Annotated in this window: 21 protein-coding genes; 2 read left to right on the top strand and 19 right to left on the bottom strand. The window is 28.2% G+C overall.

Features of this window, described 5'->3' with window-relative positions:
• The 6 genes from ACWYN7_RS11810 to ACWYN7_RS11835 form a co-directional block, all read right to left on the bottom strand.
• A partial coding sequence (locus ACWYN7_RS11810; RefSeq protein ID WP_462860171.1) for a histidine kinase occupies window positions 1-1535 on the bottom strand: 1535 nt, incomplete at its 3' end.
• A 2-nt stretch (window positions 1536-1537) separates the two neighbouring features.
• Window positions 1538-2050, bottom strand: a complete 513-nt coding sequence (locus tag ACWYN7_RS11815; protein ID WP_462860172.1) for a hypothetical protein — start codon at window positions 2048-2050, stop codon at window positions 1538-1540.
• 121 nt (window positions 2051-2171) lie between these two features.
• Window positions 2172-4001: a sensor histidine kinase gene (locus ACWYN7_RS11820; RefSeq protein WP_462860173.1), complete on the bottom strand. Its 1830-nt coding sequence runs from the start codon at window positions 3999-4001 to the stop codon at window positions 2172-2174.
• 77 nt (window positions 4002-4078) lie between these two features.
• Entirely contained in the window at window positions 4079-4648 is a 570-nt protein-coding gene (locus ACWYN7_RS11825) for a hypothetical protein (protein WP_462860174.1), read from the bottom strand.
• 93 nt (window positions 4649-4741) lie between these two features.
• Complete coding sequence (locus tag ACWYN7_RS11830; protein ID WP_462860175.1) at window positions 4742-5419, bottom strand: ZIP family metal transporter; 678 nt, start codon at window positions 5417-5419, stop codon at window positions 4742-4744.
• Complete coding sequence (locus tag ACWYN7_RS11835) at window positions 5416-6141, bottom strand: class I SAM-dependent DNA methyltransferase (protein ID WP_462860176.1); 726 nt, start codon at window positions 6139-6141, stop codon at window positions 5416-5418. The genes ACWYN7_RS11830 and ACWYN7_RS11835 overlap by 4 nt, the downstream gene beginning before the upstream one ends.
• Window positions 6142-6360: 219 nt before the next feature.
• Between ACWYN7_RS11835 and ACWYN7_RS11840 the strand changes: the two genes are divergently transcribed.
• Entirely contained in the window at window positions 6361-7542 is a 1182-nt protein-coding gene (locus ACWYN7_RS11840; protein ID WP_462860177.1) for a THUMP domain-containing class I SAM-dependent RNA methyltransferase, read from the top strand.
• A 137-nt stretch (window positions 7543-7679) separates the two neighbouring features.
• Here ACWYN7_RS11840 and ACWYN7_RS11845 read toward each other — a convergent pair whose 3' ends face one another.
• The 5 genes from ACWYN7_RS11845 to ACWYN7_RS11865 form a co-directional block, all read right to left on the bottom strand.
• The gene (locus ACWYN7_RS11845) at window positions 7680-8558 is read right to left on the bottom strand and encodes an alpha/beta fold hydrolase (RefSeq protein ID WP_462860178.1); all 879 of its coding nucleotides are present in this window, start codon (window positions 8556-8558) and stop codon (window positions 7680-7682) included.
• A gap of 17 nt (window positions 8559-8575) precedes the next feature.
• The gene (locus ACWYN7_RS11850) at window positions 8576-9466 is read right to left on the bottom strand and encodes an alpha/beta hydrolase (RefSeq protein ID WP_462860179.1); all 891 of its coding nucleotides are present in this window, start codon (window positions 9464-9466) and stop codon (window positions 8576-8578) included.
• A gap of 210 nt (window positions 9467-9676) precedes the next feature.
• The gene (gene ttcA / locus ACWYN7_RS11855; RefSeq protein WP_462860181.1) at window positions 9677-10468 is read right to left on the bottom strand and encodes a tRNA 2-thiocytidine(32) synthetase TtcA; all 792 of its coding nucleotides are present in this window, start codon (window positions 10466-10468) and stop codon (window positions 9677-9679) included.
• Between the two features lie 45 nt (window positions 10469-10513).
• Window positions 10514-11692, bottom strand: a complete 1179-nt coding sequence (locus ACWYN7_RS11860) for an aspartate aminotransferase family protein (protein WP_462860183.1) — start codon at window positions 11690-11692, stop codon at window positions 10514-10516.
• Between the two features lie 4 nt (window positions 11693-11696).
• Entirely contained in the window at window positions 11697-13346 is a 1650-nt protein-coding gene (locus ACWYN7_RS11865; protein WP_462860185.1) for an OstA-like protein, read from the bottom strand.
• Window positions 13347-13529: 183 nt separating this feature from the next.
• On the opposite strand from ACWYN7_RS11865, the gene ACWYN7_RS11870 reads away from it, so the two are divergent.
• Complete coding sequence (locus ACWYN7_RS11870) at window positions 13530-15329, top strand: hypothetical protein (protein ID WP_462860186.1); 1800 nt, start codon at window positions 13530-13532, stop codon at window positions 15327-15329.
• A 71-nt stretch (window positions 15330-15400) separates the two neighbouring features.
• On the opposite strand, the gene ACWYN7_RS11875 is transcribed toward ACWYN7_RS11870, so the two are convergent.
• From ACWYN7_RS11875 to ACWYN7_RS11910, 8 genes are all read right to left on the bottom strand, one after another.
• Window positions 15401-16672 (bottom strand): adenylosuccinate synthase, encoded by a 1272-nt coding sequence (locus ACWYN7_RS11875; RefSeq protein ID WP_462860187.1) that lies wholly within the window; start codon window positions 16670-16672, stop codon window positions 15401-15403.
• A 64-nt stretch (window positions 16673-16736) separates the two neighbouring features.
• Window positions 16737-17180, bottom strand: a complete 444-nt coding sequence (locus ACWYN7_RS11880) for a Fur family transcriptional regulator (protein ID WP_462860188.1) — start codon at window positions 17178-17180, stop codon at window positions 16737-16739.
• Window positions 17181-17252: 72 nt separating this feature from the next.
• On the bottom strand, window positions 17253-19475 hold the full coding sequence (locus tag ACWYN7_RS11885) for a RelA/SpoT family protein (RefSeq protein WP_462860190.1): 2223 nt from the start codon (window positions 19473-19475) through the stop codon (window positions 17253-17255).
• Between the two features lie 67 nt (window positions 19476-19542).
• Window positions 19543-20775 (bottom strand): M48 family metallopeptidase, encoded by a 1233-nt coding sequence (locus ACWYN7_RS11890; protein WP_462860191.1) that lies wholly within the window; start codon window positions 20773-20775, stop codon window positions 19543-19545.
• Window positions 20775-21521 (bottom strand): polyphosphate--glucose phosphotransferase, encoded by a 747-nt coding sequence (gene ppgK / locus ACWYN7_RS11895; protein ID WP_462860192.1) that lies wholly within the window; start codon window positions 21519-21521, stop codon window positions 20775-20777. The genes ACWYN7_RS11890 and ppgK overlap by 1 nt, the downstream gene beginning before the upstream one ends.
• 119 nt (window positions 21522-21640) lie before the next feature.
• The gene (locus ACWYN7_RS11900) at window positions 21641-22435 is read right to left on the bottom strand and encodes a TrmH family RNA methyltransferase (RefSeq protein ID WP_462860270.1); all 795 of its coding nucleotides are present in this window, start codon (window positions 22433-22435) and stop codon (window positions 21641-21643) included.
• Window positions 22436-22611: 176 nt separating this feature from the next.
• A complete protein-coding gene (locus ACWYN7_RS11905; RefSeq protein ID WP_462860193.1) occupies window positions 22612-23907 on the bottom strand; it encodes an amidohydrolase family protein in 1296 nt (431 codons plus the stop codon).
• 5 nt (window positions 23908-23912) lie between these two features.
• Window positions 23913-26876: an amidohydrolase family protein gene (locus tag ACWYN7_RS11910; RefSeq protein WP_462860194.1), complete on the bottom strand. Its 2964-nt coding sequence runs from the start codon at window positions 26874-26876 to the stop codon at window positions 23913-23915.
• Window position 26877: the final 1 nt, after the last annotated feature.

Here is a 26877-nt window from a genome sequence, read left to right on the forward strand (position 1 = left end):
ACACCTGCATTTTTTGCATGGGCAATTCTGCGTACTTTTAAATAAGCTTCATCAATTAAATTCTCGGTTTTTTTAAAAAGTTCTTTTTGATCTATTTTCTTTTTTTCTCTGTTGATTTTTAAATTTTCGAAATGCAATTTTAAAGTAGCTAAAACAGAACCTAAATTGTCGTGCAAATCTTCTGCTATACGTTTACGTTCTTTTTCTTGGCCATCTACCATTGCATTTATGGTAGTTATTTCTTGTTCTTTTAAAAGGGTTAGGTTTTTCTGAGTTTCTAATATTTTTTCTTGTTCAGCTAGTTTTCTTTTTTTTGTTGAGTTTTTAAGCGCTAATGTGCCAATTATACTAATAAGAATAAAGGAAATTAATGTAACAATAGAAAAACTTAAATTTTGTCTTCTTTTAGCATCGAGTTCAAGAATTTGCTTTTCTTTTTCTACTGTTTTATTCTTGATTTCTAAGGAAGAAATAAGATTGTTTTGATTTTTAAAATTTAAGGAAATACTATTTTGAAAACCTAATTTCATAGCTTTAAACGCAGAATCTTTTTTGTTTAAACCATAATACATTTCACTGATATATAAATTATAGACAAATTTATTTCTTAAAGGTGTTATTTTACTTTCAAAATTTTTACTTTGATTTAAATAATTAATGGCTTCTAAAAATTGTTTTTTTTCAGCTAACTTTCTGGCCAATTCTTTTAAATTTTCGTACTTGTACTTATTAAAAAATATATCCTTTTTATTTTCTAATAATTTAAGCTCGTATTTTAAATTGGATAATGATAGTTCTGTATTATTATAAGAGAGTATGAGTGCTTTTAGATGATAATATTCTATATTTATACTGTTATTTTTATCGAAAAGAATAATTAAACTATCTAATTTTTTAAAACAATTAAGACTTATTTCAGTTCTTTTTTCAATTTTTGATTTACGATCTGTTTTTAACAAACCTATTTCATTTAAATAAATTTTGTAAACGTAATATTTAAAAAGGTATACCTTGTTATTTTTACTTAATTTAAAAAGTTGATCTAAATATTTTTCTACATTATCATCGTTATTTATAATACCATTTTTGAATATATTTAATATTAAAATTAAAAACTCTCTTTCTAAAAATTCGAAATTTAATTTTTTAGAAAGTTTTAATCCTTTATACGCATAATCAAAGGCTTTTAATCTATCATTTTTGTAAGAAATTTCATTTTCAGAAAGAATTAATAAATCTAATAATAATTCAAGATTTTCTCTCCTATTTTTTATAACAATATTTTTTATAATATCATCTGCGTTGTGTTGTTCAAAACCATTACACTTTTTAATTTCGAAATAAATTTTAATTTTATTTTTTAAATCTGTATTTTCTATCTTAACTATTACTTCGGAGGCTTTATTGATTTTTAACTGTTGAATATTTTCAAAAAAAATAGCTAATAGATCTCTATCATTAATACTATTCCTTATTTTTTGAGTAGTAAAAGAAATATTTAATAATATAAAAAGGTAAAATAAATTGAAATACAAACTTATATTAATTTATTATTTCCAACAATACATAATTTTGGGTTTGCAGATTTTATTGATTCAAAGTTTTTAATTTCTCTTTTTATTTGAGCAATATAAGACTCAGCCTCAATTGTTTCTATTTCATATGGAGTTTTATAAGTGTGGGTAATATTAGGAAGCTCATATTCAGAAACTAGTAAAGGTGATAATTCTGTCTCTTTTGCGCTTACTCTCTGACAAATTAAATATTGTTCCTTTTTTAATTCTGTTTCTATAGAATCTGTTCCTTTTTGGGTAGATGTAAATATTTTAATGTGTTTACAACCGCTTGTTTTATCAACAACCTCAACAATATTATTAATTTTAATTTTTACAGGTCCTTTATAATTTACAATTGAAAATTCGATTTTGTATTTATCTTTTCCAATGTTTGTAAATGATGCATAAACGCAATAAAAGGTGCCGAGCTCAAATGAAGCTAATACTAATTGTTTTTCTGTTGAATCTAATTCAATTGATGTTCTAAAATCCATTCTTTAAGTTTTTGTTTGGTTAGTTATTTTCCAAATATCAAAAATATTTGTAGCAATCTATATACCTAGATATAAGTAATTATAGGTAGTTAAATATAGGTAAAAATTATAACTTAACAAGTTAATTTACAGGAATGTCTAAAATTAGAGAGCTTCCTTTTCCTAAGGTAGAATCTATTTTAAAAGTACCATTTAAATGTTCAATCCTAGTTTTTATAGAACTGATCCCCATTCCGTTATTTAAATTTACCTTTTTAATATCAAAACCTTTTCCATCGTCTTCAATAATAATATTTAAGTTTTTATCATATAAAGAAATATTGATGGTTGCATTTTTAGCTTCTGCATGTTTTATAATATTGGTAACCAACTCTTGAATAATTCTAAAAAGCGTAATTTCTAAAGTATTTTCTAAACGTTTGTCTAAACCATAATGAATAACATCTATCTGAATTTTATCTGCTGATGATATTTTTTCTGCCATCATTTGTATGGCTAACAATAAACCTTGATTTGCTATAACACCTGCATTTTTTGCATGGGCAATTCTGCGTACTTTTAAATAAGCTTCATCAATTAAATTCTCGGTTTTTTTAAATAATTCGTTTTGATCTATTTTCTTTTTTTCTCTGTTGATTTTTAAATTTTCGAAATGCAATTTTAAAGTAGCTAAAACAGAACCTAAATTGTCGTGCAAATCTTCTGCAATACGTTTGCGTTCTTTTTCTTGACCATCTACCATTGCATTTATGGTAGTTATTTCTTGTTCTTTTAAAAGGGTTAAGTTTTTCTGAGTTTCTAATTCCTTTTGTTGCTCTGCAAGTTTTCGCTTTCTTTTCGAGTTTTTAAGGGTAAGTATGTAAATAAAACTACCAGTAATAATAGTTAATAATGCTATGATTAAAAGATTTAAATTCTGTTTTCTTTTAGATTCAATTAGTAAATTTTCTTTTTCTAATTGAAGAATTTGTTTTTCGTTTTCTAAAGTGTTGTACTTTTCTTTAATATCTGATATAGCAATAGATTGATTTAATAAATTAAGGCTATCCTTTAATTTATTATGAATTTTTAAGTAGTAAAAAGCACTATCTTTTTGTTGATTTTCTTCAAAACCTTTAGAGATGTATAAATAATATTTTAGTTTGCTTTGGTTTGCATATTGTTTATTTTCTTTTGCTTTTTTAAAAAGTTGAATGGCTTTCGCAAAGTTCTTTTTATCATATTCTATTCTACCAAAATTAAAATAAATCTGACTTAGAATTTCTTTAAAAAAGAAGCTGTTTTCTTTTAACAACAACAATTTACTTCTATTAAAATAATAAGAAGCACTGTCTCTATTTTTATTTCCAGTTAAGGTATATGTGGCTCCGATTATCTGATTTGCTTTTATTTTTGCAAATAGGTTTTCTGTTTTTTCGGCATAGAATAAACATTGTTTAAAGTTTTGTGCTTTTGGATAAGGAGTTTTAGTAAAGTAGGCTTTAGAAATATTAAATCCATTGTTTAAATATTCGTACCAAAAATTGTCCCAATCAGAAGTTTTTATTGCTTTAAATTCGCTTAAATATTTATCTACTTTATTATAATTTAACGAGTTGTTTCTCTTAAAAAAATAATATAAAATTCGTCTTAAAGATTCGTTTATTTGTAAAGTGTCTTTTTGCTGTTTGGCAGTGGTTAAAACTTCTAAGTAATTATTGTAAATTATTGAATCGTTATTTTTACTAGAATAATTTAGGTAATCTGTATAACTTAATTTAAGGTCTTTGTTTGGTGTTTGTTTTAAATATTCAGCCTCTAATTTATCTGTTTTTTTACCATTTAAATAGAAGTTTACAATAAAGGAATTATAGTTAAAAATAGAATCTTTACTAGTAATTTTAGATAAATTTTCTGAAGCTTCTATAAAATTATAGGTATTTAATGCATTATAGAAATTTTTATACAGCAAGCTATCTTTCTCTTTCTTTTGGCAAAATGAGTTGTTACTAAGAAATAGGATACTTAAAAACAACAAATACTTTAAAGTTAATTTATCCTTAGTTTGCATTCAATTTCAGGAGTTTCTTTATCAATATCTGTAGCAAGTTCATTTGTAAAATCTATATGAAAATCTAAAACAGTTCCTTTTTTAATCATAATAGTATCCGAAAAGAATGTTTTGTTATTTTCATTTTTTAAAAAATAATCATCAGAATTTTTATCTAAAGGATTATTTTCAAGCATACTTTTTTTATCATCTATTTTTACAGTAAGTAGAAACTTTTTATCGTCTTTAAAATACCTTATTTTTTCTATAATTAATTTAGGATCTTTTGTTGTGAAGTTAACAAGATTAAATTCAATGTCATTTAACGTAAATTGGCTAGAAAACATACCATTTCTTTTGGCATTAAACCTAATTAATAATGCATGCGGAATTTCGTTATTTGTTTTGTCTGTAATTGTACCAAGATGAACTACCTGATGTTTTTTAGAATGAATACTTGTGTTAAAATATTCAATAAGTTTTTTAGGATCTTCGTCATCACTATTCTGTTTGCTTACTGAACAAGAAAAAAACAAGATTGTAAGCAATAGAACTTTTAAAATTTTCATTTATAGTAGTTTTAGTTGCTTATAAAGATAAAGTATTAGCTGGCAAATTTAGTACCTATTACTAGGTATTTTTAAACCAATTAAAAGTAAAAACTACAGTGTAAATAGGGTTAGAATAATTCCAAAAAGTATGGCAATAAACTTTTGTAAGTTAAATTTATGATTTTCGGTACTTTCAAAAAGAATAATTGTAGAAATATGTAAGAAAACACCTATTATTAAAGCTGTTATCTCTGTTTGGTATGCTGTAAAAAATGGAATTTTATCACCTAATAAAACTCCTAAAGGACTCATTAATCCAAAGAAAAAAAGAAAAGAAAAAACTATTTTTTTAGAATATTTTGTGTTGATTAAAAATGTGGTAAGTACAATTGCAATCGGTATTTTATGCACAACAATTGCCCACAATAAATTGTCTCCTGAATGATGTATAGGTAAACCTTCAGAAAATGCATGGAAACACAAACTAATAAATAACATGGCTGGGAACTCTTTGGTGTCTGAGTGCATGTGTATGTGCCCATGTTCTGCACCTTTAGAAAAAGATTCTAAAACCGATTGTAAAATAATACCAATTAGAATAAAAATTCCAACGGATTTTACATTAGGATTTTCTGAGTAAACTTCTGGTAATAAGTGCAAAATAGTTACAGATAAAAGATAAGCACCACTAAAAGCTACCAATAAACGAACGATTTTTTTGCTAGGTTTAACAAATAATACTAAAAAAGCCCCAGCAAAAACAGATAAAATTAATAAGATGTAATTCACTTGGCAACTAAAATTAATCTATTGGAAGTTTGCGTATCAAAATCATTTAAATGATAATCTCCAAAAACATTTGTAATGGTAAAACCTACTTTGTTAAAATAGGATTTCATCTTATTTATATCTAAATATTTTACTCTTTCTGTGTAAGAATGTTGTTCATCATCAGCAAAAAAAGAAATATTCTTCAAAATAAAACCATCTTTAATTTCTCTGGTAATATGAAAAGTAATATCATCTACAACCTTAGTTTCTTTAGGTACTAAAGTTTTTTTAACAAAATCAGCATTTAAAAAATCGAAAACAAAATAACCATTATTTTTAATTCCGTTTTTAATGTTTTTTAAAATTAAAAGATCTTCATTATCGTCTTCAAAATAACCAAAACTGGTAAACAAATTAAAAACAGCATCATATTTATTATTAAAAGGTTCACGCATATCATGCACCTTAAAATTTAAAGTATCATTTTCAAATTTTTTCGCAATGTTAATGCTATTTACAGCTAAATCGCCACCAGTAACTTTATATCCCAGTGAGTTTAAAAATACAGAATGACGTCCTTTACCACAAGGTAAATCTAAAATATGAGTCGATTTTGGTAACGCTAAAAATTCAGTAATGTTTTTCATAAACAACTGTGCATCCTTATCATTTCTGTCTTTGTACAAAATATGATAATAAGGCGTGTTAAACCAATCTGTAAACCAATCTTTCTGTTTCATATGTCTCTTAATCTGCAAAAGTAACTAAATCTTATTTGTCATAAAACCAAATTTGTAAATATCAGTAACTTGTTTTAAGCAATTATATATTTTATTTATTTGTTATAGTTAATGTTAATTGCCATATGTAAAGCAAAAACCATATTTGTAGTCTAAATTGTACATTAAACTTACAAAATGCAACTTCATTCTTCCAACTTATAATAGTAACTTTGCAATATGAATAGAGATTTTAAAATGACAGCAACAACACTTTTTGGTTTAGAAGGTGTTTTGGCAGATGAACTGAAGAAATTAGGCGCACAAGATGTAAAAGAAGCCATAAGAAGTGTTTCTTTTAGAGGCGATAAAGGTTTTATGTACAAAGCAAATATTGCTTTAAGAACAGCTGTAAGAATTTTAAAACCCATAAAAACGTGTAAAATCTACGATGAAGAAGATTTATACGAAGCTATTCAGAAAATAAAATGGGAAAATTATTTAGATGCTGATGGTACTTTTGCTATTGGTGCAGTTGTAAATTCTAAGAATTTTACAAGCAACTCGCATTATATTTCTTTAAAATCTAAAGATGCAATTGCAGATTATTTTAGACATAAATATCATAAAAGACCAAATGTAGATTTAAAATACCCAGATGTAAAAGTTCATGTTCACATTCAAAAAGATTGGTTAACGGTTTCTTTAGATTCTTCTGGAGATTCTTTGCACAAAAGAGGATATAGAACAGCAACAAACATTGCACCAATTAACGAAGTTTTAGCTGCAGGTATGATTTTGTTATCAGGTTATACTGGCGATGAAAATTTTATAGACCCAATGTGTGGTTCAGGTACAATTTTAATAGAGGCTGCTATGATTGCCAATAACATTCCTGCAAACATCAATAGAAAACTCTTTGCTTTTGAACATTGGAAAGATTACGACGAAGATTTGTATTTTACTATTCAAGATTCATTGTTAAAGAAAATTCGTTCTTCGCATTTTAAAATAATGGGTTTTGATAAAGCACCATCAGCCGTTCAAAAAGCAAAAGCCAATGTAATTTCTGCAAATTTAGAAGAGTTTATTGGCGTACATCATGTAAACTTTTTTAACTCTACAAAAGAAGTTTTTGGTAACACAACAATTTTGTTCAATCCACCTTATGGCGAGCGTTTAAACATAGACACACACGAGTTTTATAAAAAAATTGGAGATACTCTAAAACACAATTATCCAGGTTCTACAGCTTGGCTAATTACTTCAGATACAGATGCTTTAAAATCTGTAGGTTTAAGAACATCTAAACGAATTGCCTTAAAAAATGGAGATTTAGATTGTAAGTTTGTAAAGTACGAATTGTACGAAGGTTCTAGAAAAATTAAGCCAAGAAAAAACACCACTGACGAAGAAGAGTAGATTTTTTTTAGAAGCTGAAACCTGCTTTTCGCACTCGCTTTTTTATTCAGAAAAAGAATAAAAAGAGCTCAAACAAATGCTGCAATCAGGGCTAAACTTGTTTGCCTTTTTTTTGCAGATTTAAAAAGCAATGCTAATTAAGAAACACATTCTGTTTCAGATTTTAGCTTTAAAATTAATTCAGAAAAACGTTCAGGTTTTTCAAACATCGGAAAATGTCCACAGTTTTGTAGGGTATACATTTTAGGAAGGTTTAATGCGTTTTTTAGAATTTCTGCAGAAGACAAACTGCTTAGAATATCATTTTCTCCCCAAATAATATGAATCTGACTGTTATAAGATTTTAAAATAGAAATCCATTTTTCGCTGTACAGTTTTCTTTCTCTAATGCAATAATCTATAAATTTTATAATTCTTGCACCATTATTCAAATTTTGTAGTTGCCATAAAACTTTAAATTCATCTTCTGAAATTGTATCATTTTTGCCTAATGATTCTTTAAAATACTTTTTAAAGAACTCATAAGAAATGGTTATTTTTATAAACTTAGAAGTAATTTCGTTCTCTATAATTGTTTGAAAAGATAGATTCTTTGTAGTCTCAATAGTTAAACTTCCATTCAGTAAAAAAATATTTTTTATTTCTAAAGCTAGTGCATTAGATTCAATAATATTTAAAATTTCACAGAAAACAGAAGTTCCAAAACCATGAGCCAAAACAGAAAAATTCTCAATGTTTAATTGAGATATAAAATCAATTAAAATTTGAGCATGATCTAAAATTGAATTGTAATAATACTGAGGTTTAGAAGATAACCCAAACCCTATTAAATCTGGAATAATTACTCGATATTGCTCTTTTAATTGGGCTATAATTTTGTGATAAGTATAAGAACTCGAACCGAATTCATGAAAAATAATTATAATGTCTTTTTCAGTTTCTGTATCTAAATAAGATAGATATTCATCACCTATTTCTATAGATTTGTGTTTGGATTCCCATTCTTTTAGTTGCATAATTTTTTGTGATTTAATTAATAATTTACGAAAACTGTTTTAAGATAATTGTAAGTAGTAATATCTACTGATTTTAATATCATTAATAACCATCTTAAGGGATTATTTTCGATAACTAAGCATTTTTTGTTTTCAATAATTTCTACGTTTTTGGGTTGAGTTGTGGCTAAATTCAACAATAAGTCTTTCATGTTTTCAACATCATCTTTTTGCCAAAATATTTTTATCGGAATTTTAGATTCTTTTAAAGCTTTAACCCATCTGTGCCAATAAAGATAAGTTTCATCATTAAAACTACTTAAAACTAGAGTTTCTTTTTGGCCTTCCATTTCATTAAATTTTTGCCAAATTCTAACTACTTTTTCATCTAATTTTTTCTCTAAATCGTTATTGTCAAAAAAAGTTTTTCTATTATAGTTTTTTAAAACCTCTTTGTATTTCGAGAGTTTATCATTATTGATAAGATTGCTAATTGTTTTTAACTTTATAAAATAATTGTTATTACAACTGTTATTTAAAGTTATAGCCGTAATTTTAAATGGTAAAAGCTTTGCATTATTTCTATATAGAATTTCTTTGGCAACTTTACCACCATGATTTGTAGCAATTATTTGAAAAGATTTAAGTTTTAATTTTTTCCAAACTTCAATGCAAACATCGGCTTGATCTATAATTGAAAAGCAATAAGAATTTGGTAGTTCTGTTAAGCCAAATCCAAAATGATCATGAATTATAATTCTATAAAATTCTGATAATTGAAGTATAATTTTATGAAAGTCGTAAGAAATTAATGGATAACCACTAATAAAAACAATGGTTTTGTCATGATTTCCTATATCTATAACAAAAACATTATTATTTCGTATTCTATAGTAATTTCCAAGGGATTTGAAATCTTCTAGAAGCATAGTTGGGGGATAATAAGTTAAAATATATGTTAAAATGTTTAGCTTAAAGCAAAACATTTTATCAAAAATAACAGTTATTTTTTAAAATTTGGGTTTATTTTGAAATTATTATTTTTATTGATACTCAAAATTTTATGTCTTTATTCTTTTAAACTGATTTTCTCTTAATTGTTTATTGCTATCAATTAGATTTTTTTTGTTTTTTATAACTTAAAGTGTATTTTTAGAAACTTTACTTTTTAAATTATCAAAATTATACAAATTCTGATCTAACAAATGCGAAGGAAAAACATTTTGTAATGCATTCATCATTATTGCATTTCTATTGGGGAAATCAGTTTCCCAATCTTCTATCATTTGTTTTACCTTTTTACGTTGTAAATTTTCTTGAGAGCCGCATAAATTACAAGGTATTATCGGAAAATTTTTAGCATTTGCATATTGCTCAATATCACTTTCTTTACAAAAAGCCAAAGGTCTTAATACGATTAAATCACCTGTATCATTTTTAAATTTTGGAGGCATTGTTTCCATTTTTCCTGCAAAAAAGAAGTTTAAGAAAAAAGTTTCTAAAATATCGTTTCTATGATGACCCAAAGCCAATTTATTACAACCTAAATCTTTGGCAGCTTCATATAACGTGCCTCTTCGTAAGCGAGAACATAAACTACAGGTTGTTTTACCTTCAGGAGTTTTATCCATCACAATTTTATAGGTATTTTTTTCAATAATTTTGTAGTCTACTTGTAAATTGGTGAGATAATTGGGTAATATTTCTTCAGGAAAATTCGGTTGTTTTTGATCTAAATTAACCGCTATTAAATCGAAAGAAATGGGTGCAACTTTTTGAAAATACAACAACATATCTAATAAAGTGTAGCTGTCTTTACCACCAGACAAACACACCATAATTTTATCTCCTTCAGCAATCATTGTAAATTGCTGTATAGCTTGTGCAGTAGCTTTCTGTAATTTTTTTGTTGTTTGTTTGTCAGATTCCATTTTGGTAAAATAGGGTTTGTGTGGGAGTAAAAAGAAGTGTAAAACTTAAATTACTTCTTCAATGGTTTCTAAAATTATGTTGCAACCAGTTTCAAGTTCTTCATCAGAAATTGTTAAAGGAGGTGTTATTCTTACAGCTTTACCTTCAAACAATAGCGAGAATAAAATTAGTCCATTATTTAAACATTTGTGAATAATTTTAGTAGCTAATTCTTTAGTTTCAACCATTGCAGCCAGCATTAGCCCTTTTCCTCTAATTTCTTTAATAGCAGTATGTTGTAGTTTTTTTCTGATGATATTTTCTTTTCTTATACTTTCTGAAATTAAATTTTTATCTAAAATTTCAGTAACAGTAGCAACTGCTGCAGCTGCAATAACTGGATGCCCAGCAAACGTAGAAATATGACCTAATTTAGGATTATCTTTAAGTAAGCTCATGTGCTCAAAAGAAGCAATAAATGCACCAATTGGCATGCCACCACCTAAACCTTTACCTGTAATAATAATATCTGGAATTACCTTATAATTTTCAAATCCCCAAAAAGTTCCAGTTCTTCCAATTCCTGTTTGTATTTCATCTAAAATTAATAAAGCACCAACTTCTTTGCAACGTTGTTTAACTTTTACTAGATAATCATTTTTGGGTTCAATAAAACCAGCTCCACCTTGAATGGTTTCTAAAATTACAGCAGCAGTTTTTTTAGTGATTTTACTTAACTCTATAGAATTATTAAACTCAATAAATTGAATGCCAGGAATTAAAGGTCTAAAAGCAGCATTTTGTTTTTCTACTCCAGAAACACTCATTGCACCTTGTGTATTACCATGATAAGAGTGTTTTGCAGCTATTATTTCTGCTTTATTTGTAACTCTTTTGGCTAGTTTTATGGCACCTTCTGTAGCTTCTGTACCTGAATTTGTAATATAAACCGATTGTAATTCTTGTGGTAAATTTTGGGCAAGTAGTTTGCAAAGATCTACTTGTGGTTTTTGAATAAACTCACCATAAACCATAACATGTGTATAAGTATCAACTTGATTTTTAATTGCTTTTGATACTTTTGGGTGATTGTGGCCTAAGCTGTTTGCAGATACTCCAGCTACAAAATCTAAGTATTTCTTACCTGATGTATCGTAAATGTAACTACCCTTTGCAGAAGAAACCTCTAGGGCAAATGGATAGGGAGAAGTTTGTGCTTGATATTTAAAAAAATCTGATTTCAATTTACTACTGTTTTAATGTATTTGGAGATTTTTTTTCCTTTTTACCTTTCTTTTCTTTTAAAATAGCTTTCGATTTTTCTTTAGATTTTTTCTCTAAAGGATCTCTTTTAGGTATATTTTTATCTATTATAAAAATATCGTTTTTAGTTTTGGGTTGTTCATCTTCTCGCCAAATAAAACCTTTTAATTTTTTTACATCTTCTGGTAATTTAGAGGGAGGATAGGTTTTGCCATCAGACTCTTTTAAATATTTTATAGATTGTACTTCTCCTTCTTCTAAAACAAATTCTATATTACTAGAAATTTCTTTGGTAATGGTTTCTAATACTTTAGTCTCTTCATTTCTATTAAAATACACAGATTCTGCATTCCCTTTTACAAGTAAATTTTTAAGTTTTCCGTTTAAAAATTTACCATACATATTTCTACCTTTAATTTGATTATAATTATCTTCGGCTAAAGAATCTTTAGAAATAATAAAGGCGTTATTAAATACTTTTAAGGAGTCTAATTTTTCAGTTTCTAGGTTAGATTGTAAATAAATACTATCTCCAGTTATTTGATTTTTTTCAGACCAAATAACAGGATCTCTATACATTTTTGTGTAACCAGTTTCTTGATTTGTATGTATAGAATCGCATTTACCTTGTAAATCAGATTTAAAAATTTTTACATTATGATAGGTTCTAACAATACGTTTTTTAGGTTTACCAGTAACCAACAAAGTATCACCATGAATAAACATCGAATCTTTATCGATAATAGAAATGGCGACTGCTCTTTTTATAATATAGAGTGAATCTTTTTTCTCAAATAATTCAGCATAATTTCCTCGAGAAATAAAATTTTGAACGGTGTCAATTACTTGAATATTATTGGTGGCAGAAGCAAAACCTCTATTTTTATCGTAATACAAACTATCACCTTCTATGGTTCTTTCTTTTAGAAATAGTTTTGCATTTTTTGTAAAATGAGAAATATCTGTTTTGGTATTGTAAAATCCTTTTTCTGAATATAATTTATTTTCGTTTTGCGTATTTGTTATGGTTGATGGTCCGTATAAATAAGTTAAACCAGAATTGGTGTAATAATCTAAATGATTCGATTCTAAGTGATGTTCTGGGTTTACCACTGTAACTCTAGTTGTTGCTGTAAATTTTTTATCATTTAAATAATAATTTCCATTTTTACTTTTTAGAGTGTTGGTTTCATCTTTTATGGTTCCATAACTTTGGTAATATAATTTCTGATTTAAACGATCGAACTGTAAAGTATCTGTAGTTAAAGTCATTGTTGGGTCTGTTAAAACCACATTACCCCAAGAAAGTGCTTGTTTAGAATTGGCATCATAATCTGCATAATCACTGGTTTGTGTAATGGTATCTCCTTGTTTAATAAACACATTACCAATAGCTTTAAAAAAATTCTGTTTTCTATAATACAATGCTTGTTGGCAAGTTAAATCAATGCCTTCGTGCTGCATTTCTACATTACCAATAAGAACTGTAGCTCCAGGATATTTTTCTTCGTCAGCTTCTTGAATTTCAGCTTTGTATTGAATTTTTCTTTTTGGTTTCTCTTTTCCATCAATTTTTTCTTGACAAAGTGCAGTTAAAGAAGAAAAGATAAGATATAAAAAAAATAATTTTTTCAAGTGATTTGTTTTGCCACAAAAATAACGAAAAGAATATAGTTGATTACTAAAGAAAACTAAAAGTTAAAATTTAATAAGGCGCTTTTTAAGAGGGTCAATTTTTCATTTTCTTATGATATTAGTCATCTTTTACGGGGTTTAATAGAAATATATTGCAAATTAATTAAACAACTAAATTAAAAAATGACAAACGTACATTCATTTCATATTCCTGTAATGGGAATAGGTTTTACAATAGATTCGCCCTTAAAAGTAGCACAATATGGCATAGACTCTGTAATTTCTTTGGTTGATGATATTTTAGTAGAAAAAATGCGCAAACTTTATAGCGAAAAGTTTCAAATTCCATATCAAGAAATATCTGATAAAGTGGATGATTTTAGAGCAAAAAGAATAACATCTTATCTTAATTTATTGCACGAGCAAACAGAGCAAAAGTTTAATCAACTTAAAAATATAACATCAGAAAAAAGTTCAGCTTTAAAAACGTACATCAATATGTTGCCAGAATATTCTGATGTTAAAAAAGATTTTTTAAAACTTACTGAAGAAGGTGTCGATTTTAACAAATTAAAAGAATGGGCTAACAAAAATTTAAAAAAGGGGAGTATTGATGTAAATATCATGACAAAAGTTGATAAAGAAAACTACCTAAACAAAGAAATGTTACCTGTAGAATATAATGATGCTCATGCTGCTTTGCGTGGTTTTGCCGAAAGTAAATTGGCATCGTCTTTAGTACTTTCTGCAGGAATGAATCCTAAGTTATATACTTATATCAGTAAGTTTAACGATTTTTTTCCTGATGAAAATGGCATCATCAAAAAGAAAATAATCCTTAAAGTTAGCGATTATAGATCTGCTTTTATTCAAGGTAAATTTTTAGCTAAAAAAGGATTATGGGTTTCAGAATACAGAATAGAATCTGGTTTAAATTGTGGTGGACATGCTTTTGCAACTGATGGTTTTTTAATGGGGCCTGTGCTAAAAGAGTTTAAAGAAAATAAAGAAACCTTAAAAGAACAAACTAAAATTTTATTATTTGATGCTTTAAAAGATGCCCAAAAAACAATACCAAAAAACGATTTGGAATTAAAAATTACAGCACAAGGTGGAGTAGGTAATGAAGAAGAACATTCTTTTTTGTTAAAGGAATACGATTTAGATTCTGTAGGTTGGGGAAGCCCTTTTTTATTAGTGCCAGAAGCTACAAGTGTAGATGATAAAACAATGGACAAACTTATAAAAGCCAAAGAAAATGATTTGTATTTGAGTAATACATCACCTTTAGGTGTACCTTTTAATACCTTGAAAGGAAATACAAAAGACATTCAAAAACAGGAATTTATTGATAAAAACAGACCAGGTACATCTTGCCCAAATAAATTTATTCAATTGAATAAAGAATTTAAAGAATCTGGTTTGTGTGTGGCATCTAGAGAATATCAACATTTAAAATTAAAACAATTAGATAGTTTAGATTTAAATACCGAAGAAAAAAAGAAAGCATTTGATAAAATTGTAGAGAAATCTTGTATTTGTGTAGGGTTAAGTACGTCTACACTTATTTTAAATAATTTAGATACCAAAAAAATAGGGGATGGGGTTTCTGTTTGTCCTGGACCTAATATGGCTTATTTTGATAAAATTATGAGTTTAAACGGAATTACTGATCACATTTATGGTAGATCAAATTCAGTTTCTAGAAAAGATAGGCCAAATGTATTTATTAAAGAATTGTCTTTATACGTGAATCATTTACAAGAAAAATTGAATGAAATAAAAACTACAATTGATAAAAAGCAATTGAGGTATTTATTAAAATTTAAAAATAATTTAGAAAAAGGAATTGAATATTACAATGCAATTTTATTAGAAAGAAAAGAAGCTTTTAAAGATCAAAAAGAAGCTTTGCTAAGTGCTTTATCAGCAGAACAAAATAAATTGCAAGGAATTACAGTGCAAATAGAGAATTTAAAATAAGTTTTAGACCAATAAAAAAAGCATCTTTAAATTATTTAAAGATGCTTTTTTTTGCTTTTATTTTATTAGAATTATCTGTTAATTGTTTGTTTTCTATCAGGACCAACAGAAACAATTTTTACAGGAACTCCAGTTTCTTTTTCTATAAAAGAAATATAATCCATTAAATTTTGTGGTAATTCATCAGCAGAAGTCATTTTAGTTAAATCATCTTTCCAACCTTTAAATTCAGTATAATTTACAGATACATTTTCTGGTTCTATGTTGTATGGTAAATGTGTAATTTCTATGCCTTTATAGTTGTAAGAAGTACAAACTTTTAAAGTATCGAAACCAGAAAGTACATCACCTTTCATCATCATTAATTGGGTAACTCCATTAACATCTACAGCGTATTTTAACGCTACTAAATCTAACCAACCACATCTTCTTGGTCTACCAGTTGTTGCACCAAATTCATGACCAACTTTAGCCATTGTAGCTCCATCTTCATCAAATAATTCTGTAGGAAAAGGACCAGAGCCAACTCTAGTTGTGTAGGCTTTAAAAATACCAAAAACATCGCCAATTCTATTTGGCGCAACTCCTAAACCTGTACAAGCACCTGCTGCAGTTGTGTTAGATGATGTTACAAATGGGTAAGTACCAAAATCGATATCTAATAGAGAACCTTGAGCACCTTCTGCTAATATGGTTTTTTTATCTTTTATTGCTTGATTTAAAAATGCTTCGCTATCAATAAATTCTAAAGTTTTTAATTTTTCAATTCCTTTACAGAATTCTGCTTCTAATTCTTCTAAATTATATTCTATTTGAACATCAAAGAATTCTAGCATTTTAATATGCTTTTCTGTTAAAGCATCGTATTTTTCTTTCCAGTTATCTAATTCTAAATCACCAACTCGCATTCCATTTCTACCAGTTTTGTCCATATAAGTTGGGCCAATTCCTTTTAAAGTAGAACCAATTTTAGCTTTACCTTTAGAAGTTTCTGAGGCAGCATCTAACAATCTGTGTGTAGGTAATATTAAATGTGCTTTTCTAGAAATTAATAATTTAGATGTATAATCGATATTATGTTTATCTAGGTTTTCTAATTCTTTTTTAAAGATTACAGGATCTATAACCACTCCATTACCTACAACATTTAAGGCAGTTTTATGAAAAATTCCTGATGGAATTGTGTGTAAAACGTGTTTATATCCATCAAAAATTAAAGTATGTCCAGCATTTGGACCTCCTTGAAAACGTGCAATGATATCGTAGTTTTTGGTTAAAACATCTACAATTTTACCTTTACCTTCATCTCCCCATTGCAATCCTAGTAATAAATCTACAGCCATTATATTTTTGTGTAATTATTTAGTTGTTTGTTAGTTAATCTTTATTATTTAGTTTAAAAACTGTTTATTTCTTTTTTGTTCCGTAAAAATATAAGGAATGATTGTGAATATCAATCTCAAAGATTTCTTCGATAGTTTTTTTGATAATTTGAATTCTTGGGTCGCAAAATTCTTTTACATCACCAGTATCTGTAAATATTACGTGATCGTGGTTTTTATCGAAATAACTTTTTTCGTAACGAGCCATAGTTTGCCCATCGAATTGATGTTTACGCACCAAACCGCAGTCTAATAACAAATCTATAGTGTTGTATAAAGTTGCTCTACTAACTCTATAGTTTTTGTTTTTCATTTTAATATATAAAGATTCTATATCAAAATGCTCTTCTGCATCGTATATTTCTTGTAGTATAGCATAGCGTTCAGGTGTTTTTCTGTGCTTATGCTCTTGTAAATAGGAGGTGAAAACTTTTTTAACTACTTCTTGATTTTCAAGAGAATTACTCATTGTATTAACTTTTACGAAAAAACAAATTTACAGTTATTTCTTAATTAAAATACACTTTTCTAAGAATGATATTTACATTCTATTAACACGCTCTACTTTTTTAACGCCTTCTACTTTTAAAATGCGTTTGATTAAATTGTTTAATTGAGAGCTATTTTTAACATTTAAAGATATTTTTCCGTCAAAAATACCTTCATCACCAGAAATATTTATACGTTGTAAATTAACGCCATTGCTGTTAGAAATAATTCGAGTTACGCTATTTACAAGACCTGCATTATCTACACCACTCATTTGTAAAACAGCCTTAAAGTCTTGTTTTGTAGAGTCTATCCATTTGGCTTGCATAATTCGATATGCATAATTCGATTGTAGAGAAATTGCATTCGGACAGTTTTTTTTATGCACTTTAATACCATCATTTATGGTTAAAAAACCAAATACTTGATCTCCAGGAATAGGACTACAACATTTAGAAAGTGTATAATCTAATTTTTCTTCTTCTTTACCAAAAACTAATGCATCGTATTTGTTAGTAACTTCTTCTGCATTTTCTTTAATATCTTCGTGAGAAGGACTTCGTCTTAATTTTGTTTTAAAGAAATTAAGTATTGTACTATTTCTTTGATTTACAAAAGCCTTTAATTGTGTATTGTCTAATGCACCATTACCAATTCTATAAAACAGATCGAAACTTGTTTTTAATTTAAAGTAAACAACTAATTCATTGATTGTTTTTTCGTTAAAAGGTATTTTTAAATGTCGTAGTTTTCTTGTTAAAATAGCTTTGCCTTCTTCTGCAATTGCTTTTTCTTCTTCTTTTAAAGCCGCTCTAATTTTAGTTTTTGCTCTTGCAGTTATTACAAAATCTAACCATCTTGCATTTGGTTTGTTGGTAGAACTTGTAATTACTTCAATCTGATCTCCACTTTTTAATACGTGGCTTAATGGCACTAGTTTTCCATTTACTTTTGCTCCTCTACATTTTAAACCGATATCTGTGTGAATAGAAAAGGCAAAATCTAAAGCAGAAGCATCTTTTGGTAGCGATTTTAAATCACCTTTGGGTGTAAAAACATAAATTTCTTTGGCATATAAATTTAATTTAAAATCCTCTACAAAATCAACAGCATTCATATTGTGATTTTCTAAAGTTTCTTTTAATTTATTTAACCAGGCTTCTAAACCACTTTCGTTTTTTTGATTCTGTTTGTATTTAAAATGAGCAGCATACCCTTTTTCTGCAATTTCGTTCATTCTTTCAGATCGAATTTGCACTTCTACCCATTTTGCATCTGGACCAATAACAGTAATGTGTAATGCTTCGTAACCCGTAGTTTTTGGTTGAGAAATCCAATCTCTTAAACGTGCAGGATTTGGTCTAAAATTATCCGTTACAATAGAATAGATTTTCCAAGCATCGTGTTTTTCATCTTCAGAAATTGGTTTAAAAACAATTCTTATGGCATATTTATCAAAAACTTCATCGAACGTAACATTTTGCTTTTGCATTTTTCGTCGAATTGAAAAAATAGATTTAAATCTACCTCTAATTTCGTAGGTAAAATTTTCTTTATCTAATCCGTTTTCGAGGGTTTTTGCAAAACGATTTAAGTAATCTTGTTGCTCTTCTTTGCTCTCTTTTATTTTGGTGATGATACTATTATAAACTTCTGGTTCTGTATATTTTAATCCAAGATCTTCTAATTCTTGTTTAATATTATATAAACCTAATCTATGTGCTAAAGGAGCATAAATATATATGGTTTCTGATGCAATTTTAACCTGTTTATGAGCAGGCATTGCATCCATAGTTTGCATATTGTGGAGTCTATCTGCAATTTTTATTAGAATAACTCTTACATCATCATGTAATGTTAAAAGCATTTTTCTAAAATTTTCTGCTTGTATAGAGGCGTCTTGTTCTTTATTTAAACGAGATATTTTGGTTAGTCCGTTTACAATTCTTGCAATTGTTTCTCCAAACAATTGCTCCATATCATCTAAAGTATAATGTGTATCTTCTACAACATCGTGCAATAAAGCAGCAGCAATAGAAGTGGCTCCCAAACCGATTTCCATAGCTACAATTTTGGCTACAGCAATTGGATGGTAAATATAAGGTTCGCCTGTTTTTCTGCGCTGTTTAGAATGTGCATCTACTGCAATTTCAAAGGCTTTTCTTATGAGTTCTTTATCTTCTTTAGATAACACCTCATAAGTACCTTTTAGCAAATCTTTGTAACGATTTGCTATTTCCTTATTCTCTTCTTCTGGTGTTGCATTATACTCCATAAACTCGATGAAAGACTTAGATTAAAACTTTAGTGAATTTAACAAATAAAATTTAACAGCCAAAGAATTACTTTTCTAAATTTAGAATTCTTTGCAATAAAGTTGGATGCGAATAATGCATAAAAACATATGCAGGATGTGGTGTTAAATTACTAAGACTATTTTTCGATAATTTTTTAAGAGAAGTAATTAAAGGTAAACTAGCAAAAGTTTCTTTTGCAAAATTATCGGCTTGATATTCAAATTTACGAGACATATAATTCATAAATAAACCTGTAATTTCTGATATTGGCGAGTAAAGAATTCCGAAAGCGATTAACCCAATATGAAAACTAGTAATTGAAACACCTAATGCTTCTGATAAAACAGATGAATTGATAAAAAGTGATAAAATAAATAAAGTGAATCCAGTAAGTAAGATTGATGAAAACAAATTAAAGATGATGTGTTTTTTCTTATAATGCCCAACTTCATGTGCTAAAACTGCCACAATTTCATCAGTTTCTAAATCATTAATTAAGGTATCAAAAAGTGTAATTCTTTTTTGTGAACCAAAACCAGAAAAATAAGCATTTGCTTTGGTAGATCGTTTAGAACCATCAATTACAAAAATATTATTCAGCGTAAATCCTACTTTTTGTGCATATTTTTCAATCGCAGATTTTAATTCACCTTCTTCTAAAGGAGTTTGTTTATTAAATAGAGGAACAATCAATTTTGCATAAAACATATTCATAAACAAAGAAAAAACGGCTACTAAAACCCAAGCGTAAATCCAGAAATTTTCTCCTGCAAATTGATAAAACCAAATGATGAGTGCTAAAATTCCACCGCCAATAATCGAAGACATTAACCAGCCTTTTATCTTATCTAACCAAAATGTTTTTTTGGTTGATTTGTTGAAACCAAATTTTTCTTCAATTACAAAAGTTTTGTAATATGAAAAAGGAGTTGTTAAAATATCAGAACCTAACATTATCACACCAAAGAAAATTAAGGCAACTAAAATAGGATGATTTGTATAACTCCTAGCAAAATTATCAACTAATTTAAAACCATCAACAAAAAAGAAAATTAAAGTTAAAACAATTGAAAATGTTGATGTTAAGTTAGAAAATTTTTCATTGGTTTTTTTGTAGGCTTGCGATTTTTTATATTCATCTTTATCATAGACATCTGCTAATTTTTCAGGTATTTTATCATCAAAATGTTTGGCATTTAAAGTGTCCAAAATTTTATCAATAATAAAACTGATAACAATTATTGAAATTAAAATATAGAATAGAGTAGTGGGCTGCATTAGTCTTTTAGATTTTTATGCGCATACATAGCAGCACCAATAATACCAGCATTATTTCTAAATTCAGCTACTTTTATTTTAACATCAGTTTCTAAATATTCTTTAAACTGATCGTATTTTTTACTAATTCCACCTCCTAAAATTATTAAACTTGGTGAGTATACAATTCTAACATAATTTAGTAATTCATCAAAACGTAAAGCCCATTGTTTTAGTGTTAAATCTTCTTTTTTTCTGATAGAATCCGCTGCATAAAATTCTATGATTTTTCCATTAGAATGTAACATTTTACCCAATTCTAAATTAGGAATTAACACTCCGTTGTAAAATAAACCAGAACCAATACCTGTACCAATTGTAATTACTATAGTTACTCCTTTTTCATCTTTACCTGCACCTAAACTAACTTCTGCAACACCAGCTAAATCAGCATCATTACTAACATAAAATGGGAGTTTGGTTGCTTTTTTAAAAAGTTTATCAACCTTAACATTTAACCATTTTTCACTTAAATTACCAGAATGAATGCATTGCCCATCTACAATTGTGGTAGGAAAACTACAACCAACAGCTTTTTTCCAATCGAAATAATCTACCATTTCTTTAACTACAGCTGCAACAGCTTCTGGAGTAGCAGGTTTTGGAGTGTCTATTCTGTGTCTGTCAGAAATTAATTCTCCTGTTTTAGTGTCTACAATTGCGGCTTTTATTCCTGATCCTCCAATATCAAATCCTAGTATTTTCATTTAATAATTTTAGTTTTTATAAATTTTGTTCAACAAAATAATAAATATTACTTGATTTTTTAATTCTATTTAGAAAATTAAATTTTTTTAATATTAATAAAATGCTGATTTATTAAATTTTATTTAAATTCCCTTTGCCTTTTGGCTTCAAAGATAACAATTGCAGCAGCAACAGAAACATTCATAGAATCTATTTTGCCTTGCATAGGTATGTTGATGTTTTGTGTTGCTTTTTCTCGCCAAATTTCAGTTAAACCAGTGGCTTCTGTGCCCACAACAATAGCAGATGCTTTTGTGTAATTTTCTTTATGATATTCGTTAGAATTCTGCAAAGTTGCTGCATAAATATCAATATTATTTTCTTGTAAAAAAGTAATAATTTCTTCTGATGTTCCTGTAGCAATTTGATTTGTAAAAATACAACCAACACTTGAGCGAATAATATTAGAATTGTACAAATCGCTTTTTGGATTGGCTATAAAAACAGCATCTGCATTTGCAGCATCTGCAGTTCTTAATAAAGCTCCAATATTGCCAGGTTTTTCAATGCCTTCTGCAATTAAAATTAAAGGATTTCTATTTTTAAAAGTGATGTTTTTTAACGAAAAATCTTTGGATTTAGTAACTGCAATAATGCCTTCTGTAGAGTCTCTGTAAGCTAATTTTTGATAAACTTCTTTTGCAATTTTAATGCGTTGAATATTTGAATTAAAAAGAGTTAAAAGTTCTTTTTCTGATATCAGATTTTCATCAAAAAGAACCGTATCAAAAGTATATTTAGATTGTATAGCTAGTGTAATTTCGCGTTTTCCTTCAACAATAAATAAACCTTGTTTTTTACGCTCTCTAGACTTTTCTTGAAGTTTTATTAAATTCTTTATATATGAATTTTGAACGCTAGTAATTTCTTTCATCATGGCAAATATACCTATTTGTAGGTATTGTTCAAAAGTCTATTAAAATGAATATTTGCTATGTAGTAATTAAAGCTTGAATTTTTTATAGGTTAAATTACTATGAAAGAGAATTTAATTTGTTTAGACCAAAAAGGCTCGCAATTGCGAGCCTTTTTAGTTTATGATTAGAATTTCTATTCTGTTTTGTATTTCTTAGAATAACGTTTCCAAAGTTCGGTTTGATGAGATTCTAAACTAATATCTCTACCTTGAATATAGGCTTTTGTTAATTGATTACTTCTCATATCTAAAGCATCACCTTCAGAAATAAATAAAGTAGCATCTTTACCAACTTCTAAAGTACCTACAATGTTATCTATTCCTAAAATTTTGGCAGAATTAGAGGTTATAAGCTGTAAAGCAACTTCTTTATCTAAACCATGTGCAGAAAAAGTACCAGCATAAAAAGGTAAGTTTCTTGTATTCATACGTTCCATTTGGCCTTCCATACCTAAACTAACTACAACACCTTTTTCTGTTAATGTTTTAGCAATTGTATAGGTGTAATCGTAAGCATCATCTTCTGAATTAGGATTTCTGTGTGGTCTTTGTAACACTACAGGAACATTATTTTTTACCAATAAATCAGTAACAGTTTCTGCACCTTCGCCATTTACAATAACAATATTATCTATCCCTAATTCTTTAGTTATTGTAATAGCATCAGTAATTTCTCTTTTTCCACTGGTGTGGATAAATAATTTTTGAGATCCATTAAAAAGACCTTCCATAGCTTGATATGGTAAATGAACTTTTTCTTTGCTACCTGCTAAATAATTTTTAGCATCTAAAAAATAGGTTTTAATTTTATCGATGTTTGCAGGATATTTAGTATCTGCTTTTAAAGCAGGATCTTCTCCTAACCACCATCTACCTCTTGTAAAACTACCAGGCCAATTCATGTGGATAGCATCATCTACTTTAATAGCAGCATCTTCCCAGTTCCAAGCATCTAATTGTACAATAGAAGAAGTTCCAGAAATAGTACCACCTCTTGGTGTAATTTGCGCCATTAAAACTCCATTTGGTCTCATAGATTCAACTACTTTACTTTCTGCATTATAAGCGATTAAACTTCTAATATGCGGATTTGCAATACCAATTTCTCTTTGATCGTCACTGGCTTTTACAGCATCAATTTCTACTAAACCTAAAGTTGAGTTTGCAGCAATAAAACCAGGGTAAATGTGTTTGCCTTCTGCTTTTATTACTTTTCCTTGTCTTGCAATTTTCATCATTGCAGAGCCAACAAAAGTAATTTTACCCTCATTAAACATAATTAATGAGTTTTCTATTACTTTTCCATTTCCTAGGTGTGCAGTTGCTCCTTCTATAGAAATGGCAGTGCTTTGTTTGTCAGCTGGAGTTTGTTGTGCGTTTACGTTTCCTAATACAAAGAAAAATAGTAAACTATATATTATTTTTTTCATCATTTCTAGCTTTTAAGTTCTTCTAAAGTATCACATTCAAAGTTTCTGTCTTTTCTAATCATTGGTGCTTTGGTTTGGCCTCCACCCAATTTTTCTTTTAACATCATATTAATTAAAGTACTTTTTTCTTCTTTAATTGCTTTACGTTTTTTTGCATCTTCAGCTCTATCAAAAAATACTTTTCCATCAATAATTGTTTTTTCTACTTTAGCATAAATAGACATTGGGTGATTGCTCCATAAAACAACATCAGCATCTTTGCCAACTTTTATACTACCCACTTTATCGTCTATATGTAATAATTTAGCAGGATTTATCGTAACTGTTTTCCAAGCTTCTAATTCAGTCATTCCACCGTATTTAATGGTTTTAGCAGCTTCTTGATTTAAACGACGAGACATTTCACTGTCATCTGAATTAATAGCAACTGTAACACCAGCATTGTGCATAATTGCAGCATTGTAAGGTATTGCATCATTAACTTCGTATTTGTAAGCCCACCAGTCAGAAAAAGTAGAACCACCAACTCCATGTTCTGCCATTTTATCAGCAACTTTATATCCTTCTAAAATATGAGTAAAAGTATTTACTCTAAAATCGAATTTTTCTGCAACTTTCATTAACATATTAATTTCTGATTGCACATAAGAGTGACAAGAAATAAAGCGCTCTCCGTTTAAAATTTCTGCTAAAGTTTCCATTTCTTCGTCCTTTCTATAAGGCTTTCCACTTTTCTTTAATGCATCATATTCTTTAGCTCTTGTAAAGTAATCTATAAACATCTGCTCAACACCCATTCTTGTTTGTGGAAAACGAGTACCATTTCTACTTCTAGATTGTTTTACGTTTTCACCCAAAGCAAATTTTATGAATTTCGGAGAATCTTCATAAATCATAGATTCAGCATTTTCTCCCCATTTTAGTTTGATAATTGCAGAACGACCACCAATAGGATTTGCAGAACCATGTAAAATCTGAGCAGAAGTTGTACCCCCAGAAATGTTTCTATAAATGTTAATGTCTGTAGGATCTACAACATCTTCTATGGTTACTTCTGCTGATGAGTTTTGTGCTCCTTCATTAACTGCAGAAGTTGCAATATGAGAATGCTCATCTACAATACCAGCAGTTAAATGTTTATCTGTACCATCGATAACAGTTGCTTTGTTAGATTTTAAACCTTTTCCAATTTTGGCTATTTTTCCATCAACTAAAAGTACATCAGTATCTTCTAAGATTCCTTCATCTTCGCTTGTCCAAACTGTTGTGTTTTTAATTAAAATTGTTTCAGTTTTTGGTTGTACAAAGTTTCCAAAACCAATATTAGGATAACTAACAGGTAATACAGTTACAGCCTCATTAGATTTCTTTTTCTTACCACCTTTTTTTGCATCTTCTTTTACCACTTTTTTACTTGCAGACCAACTTGTTTCATTGCCTTCTGTATCGTAAGCAGTTCCTTGCATTACGTTAGATGCATTAATGATTTTACCCATTAATCTGGTATAACCACTTTTTTCGTTTAAAGTAATAGCAATCCAATCGTCTTTAAAAGAAAATTTGGATTTTATTTTTTCTTCGCCCATTTTAACGGTTCCAGTTTGTTTAGCACCTTTACCAGAAATGGTTAAATCGTAATTTTGATCGTTTACAGAAAGCATATAAGTACCTGTAATATCTTTGATATTCATATCATTAATTACATTTTTAGCACCTTGTACCCAGTTTTCGAACATTGTTGTTTTGGCATCAAAAACATCACCAGAAGTAATGATAAAGTTTGCATAACTTCCTGTTTTTAAGTTTCCAATAGAAGAATTACCAATAATACTTGCAGGAATTGTAGTTAATGCAGCTAAGGCTTTTTCTTTATCAAAACCATATTTAATGGCTTTTTGTAAATTTTTATGGAAAGATTTTACTGATTTTAATTTATGTGTTGTTAAAGCGAAATTTACCCCATTTTTAGCAAGAACACTTAAGTTAGAAGGTTCTTGATTCCATTTACGCATATCTTGCAAAGAAATTTGTTGCGCCAAAAGCGGATTAGAAACATCATAAGCAACACTAAAATCTATAGGAATAATAAAATTAGCTTTGGTAGCTTTTATATCTGCAACACGTTCGTACTCATCTCCAGAACCAACAATAGTGTATTGAACAGAAAATTCATCTCCAACTTTATCTGCTCTAACAGCATCTAAATGGTTACCAGTTTCAAAGATTTGAACAAGATTTTTGTTGTCGTTAAAAGCTTCTAAAGCTAAATCTTTATTTTTCATATTACCTTTTGCATACCAATCTGCATCATTATATACTTGACGTAATAAAGCCATTGCACCCATTCTAGAACTTGGATACATTTGTTTAGATTTTGCACTTTTTTGAAAAGATAAATATTGAGCAGATTTAGTATCTAAAATTCTGTACGCATCTGTAGAATTTGGATTTAAAGCTATTAATAAACCATTACCACGTACAATACCATCTTGTAAATGAGTGTTTACAACACCAAAACCAGCTTCTATTAAACCTTTTGCTTTTCTGGCATCGAATTTAAATTCATCTATTGGGTCAGTTTCTGGTCTAATATGATCGTTCCAATAATAACCTTCTCTTTCAGCTGCATATTGCGATCCTCCAAATCTACCTCTTTCTCTTTTTGGTTTAGTTATTCCGAAATCAGAATAAATATCAATAAAAGAAGGGTAAATTGTTTTACCAGCTAAATCTGTGGTTTTTGTCCCCACAGGGATTTTTACAGATTTACCAACACCAATAACTTTACCATCTTTAATTAATAAAGTACCTTTTTTTATAACCTCTGTTGGAGTTACATAAATAGTTGCATTGGTAAATGCATAGGTTGAATTTTCAGTTGTTTTTACTCCTTCATCCGTAGGAAAATAATCTTGTGCTTGCGTGACTGAAAGCGACAGGAAAAAGAGTAAGGATAATAGTTTTTTCATG

It is taken from the genome of Polaribacter sp. M10 (genome assembly GCF_054968445.1).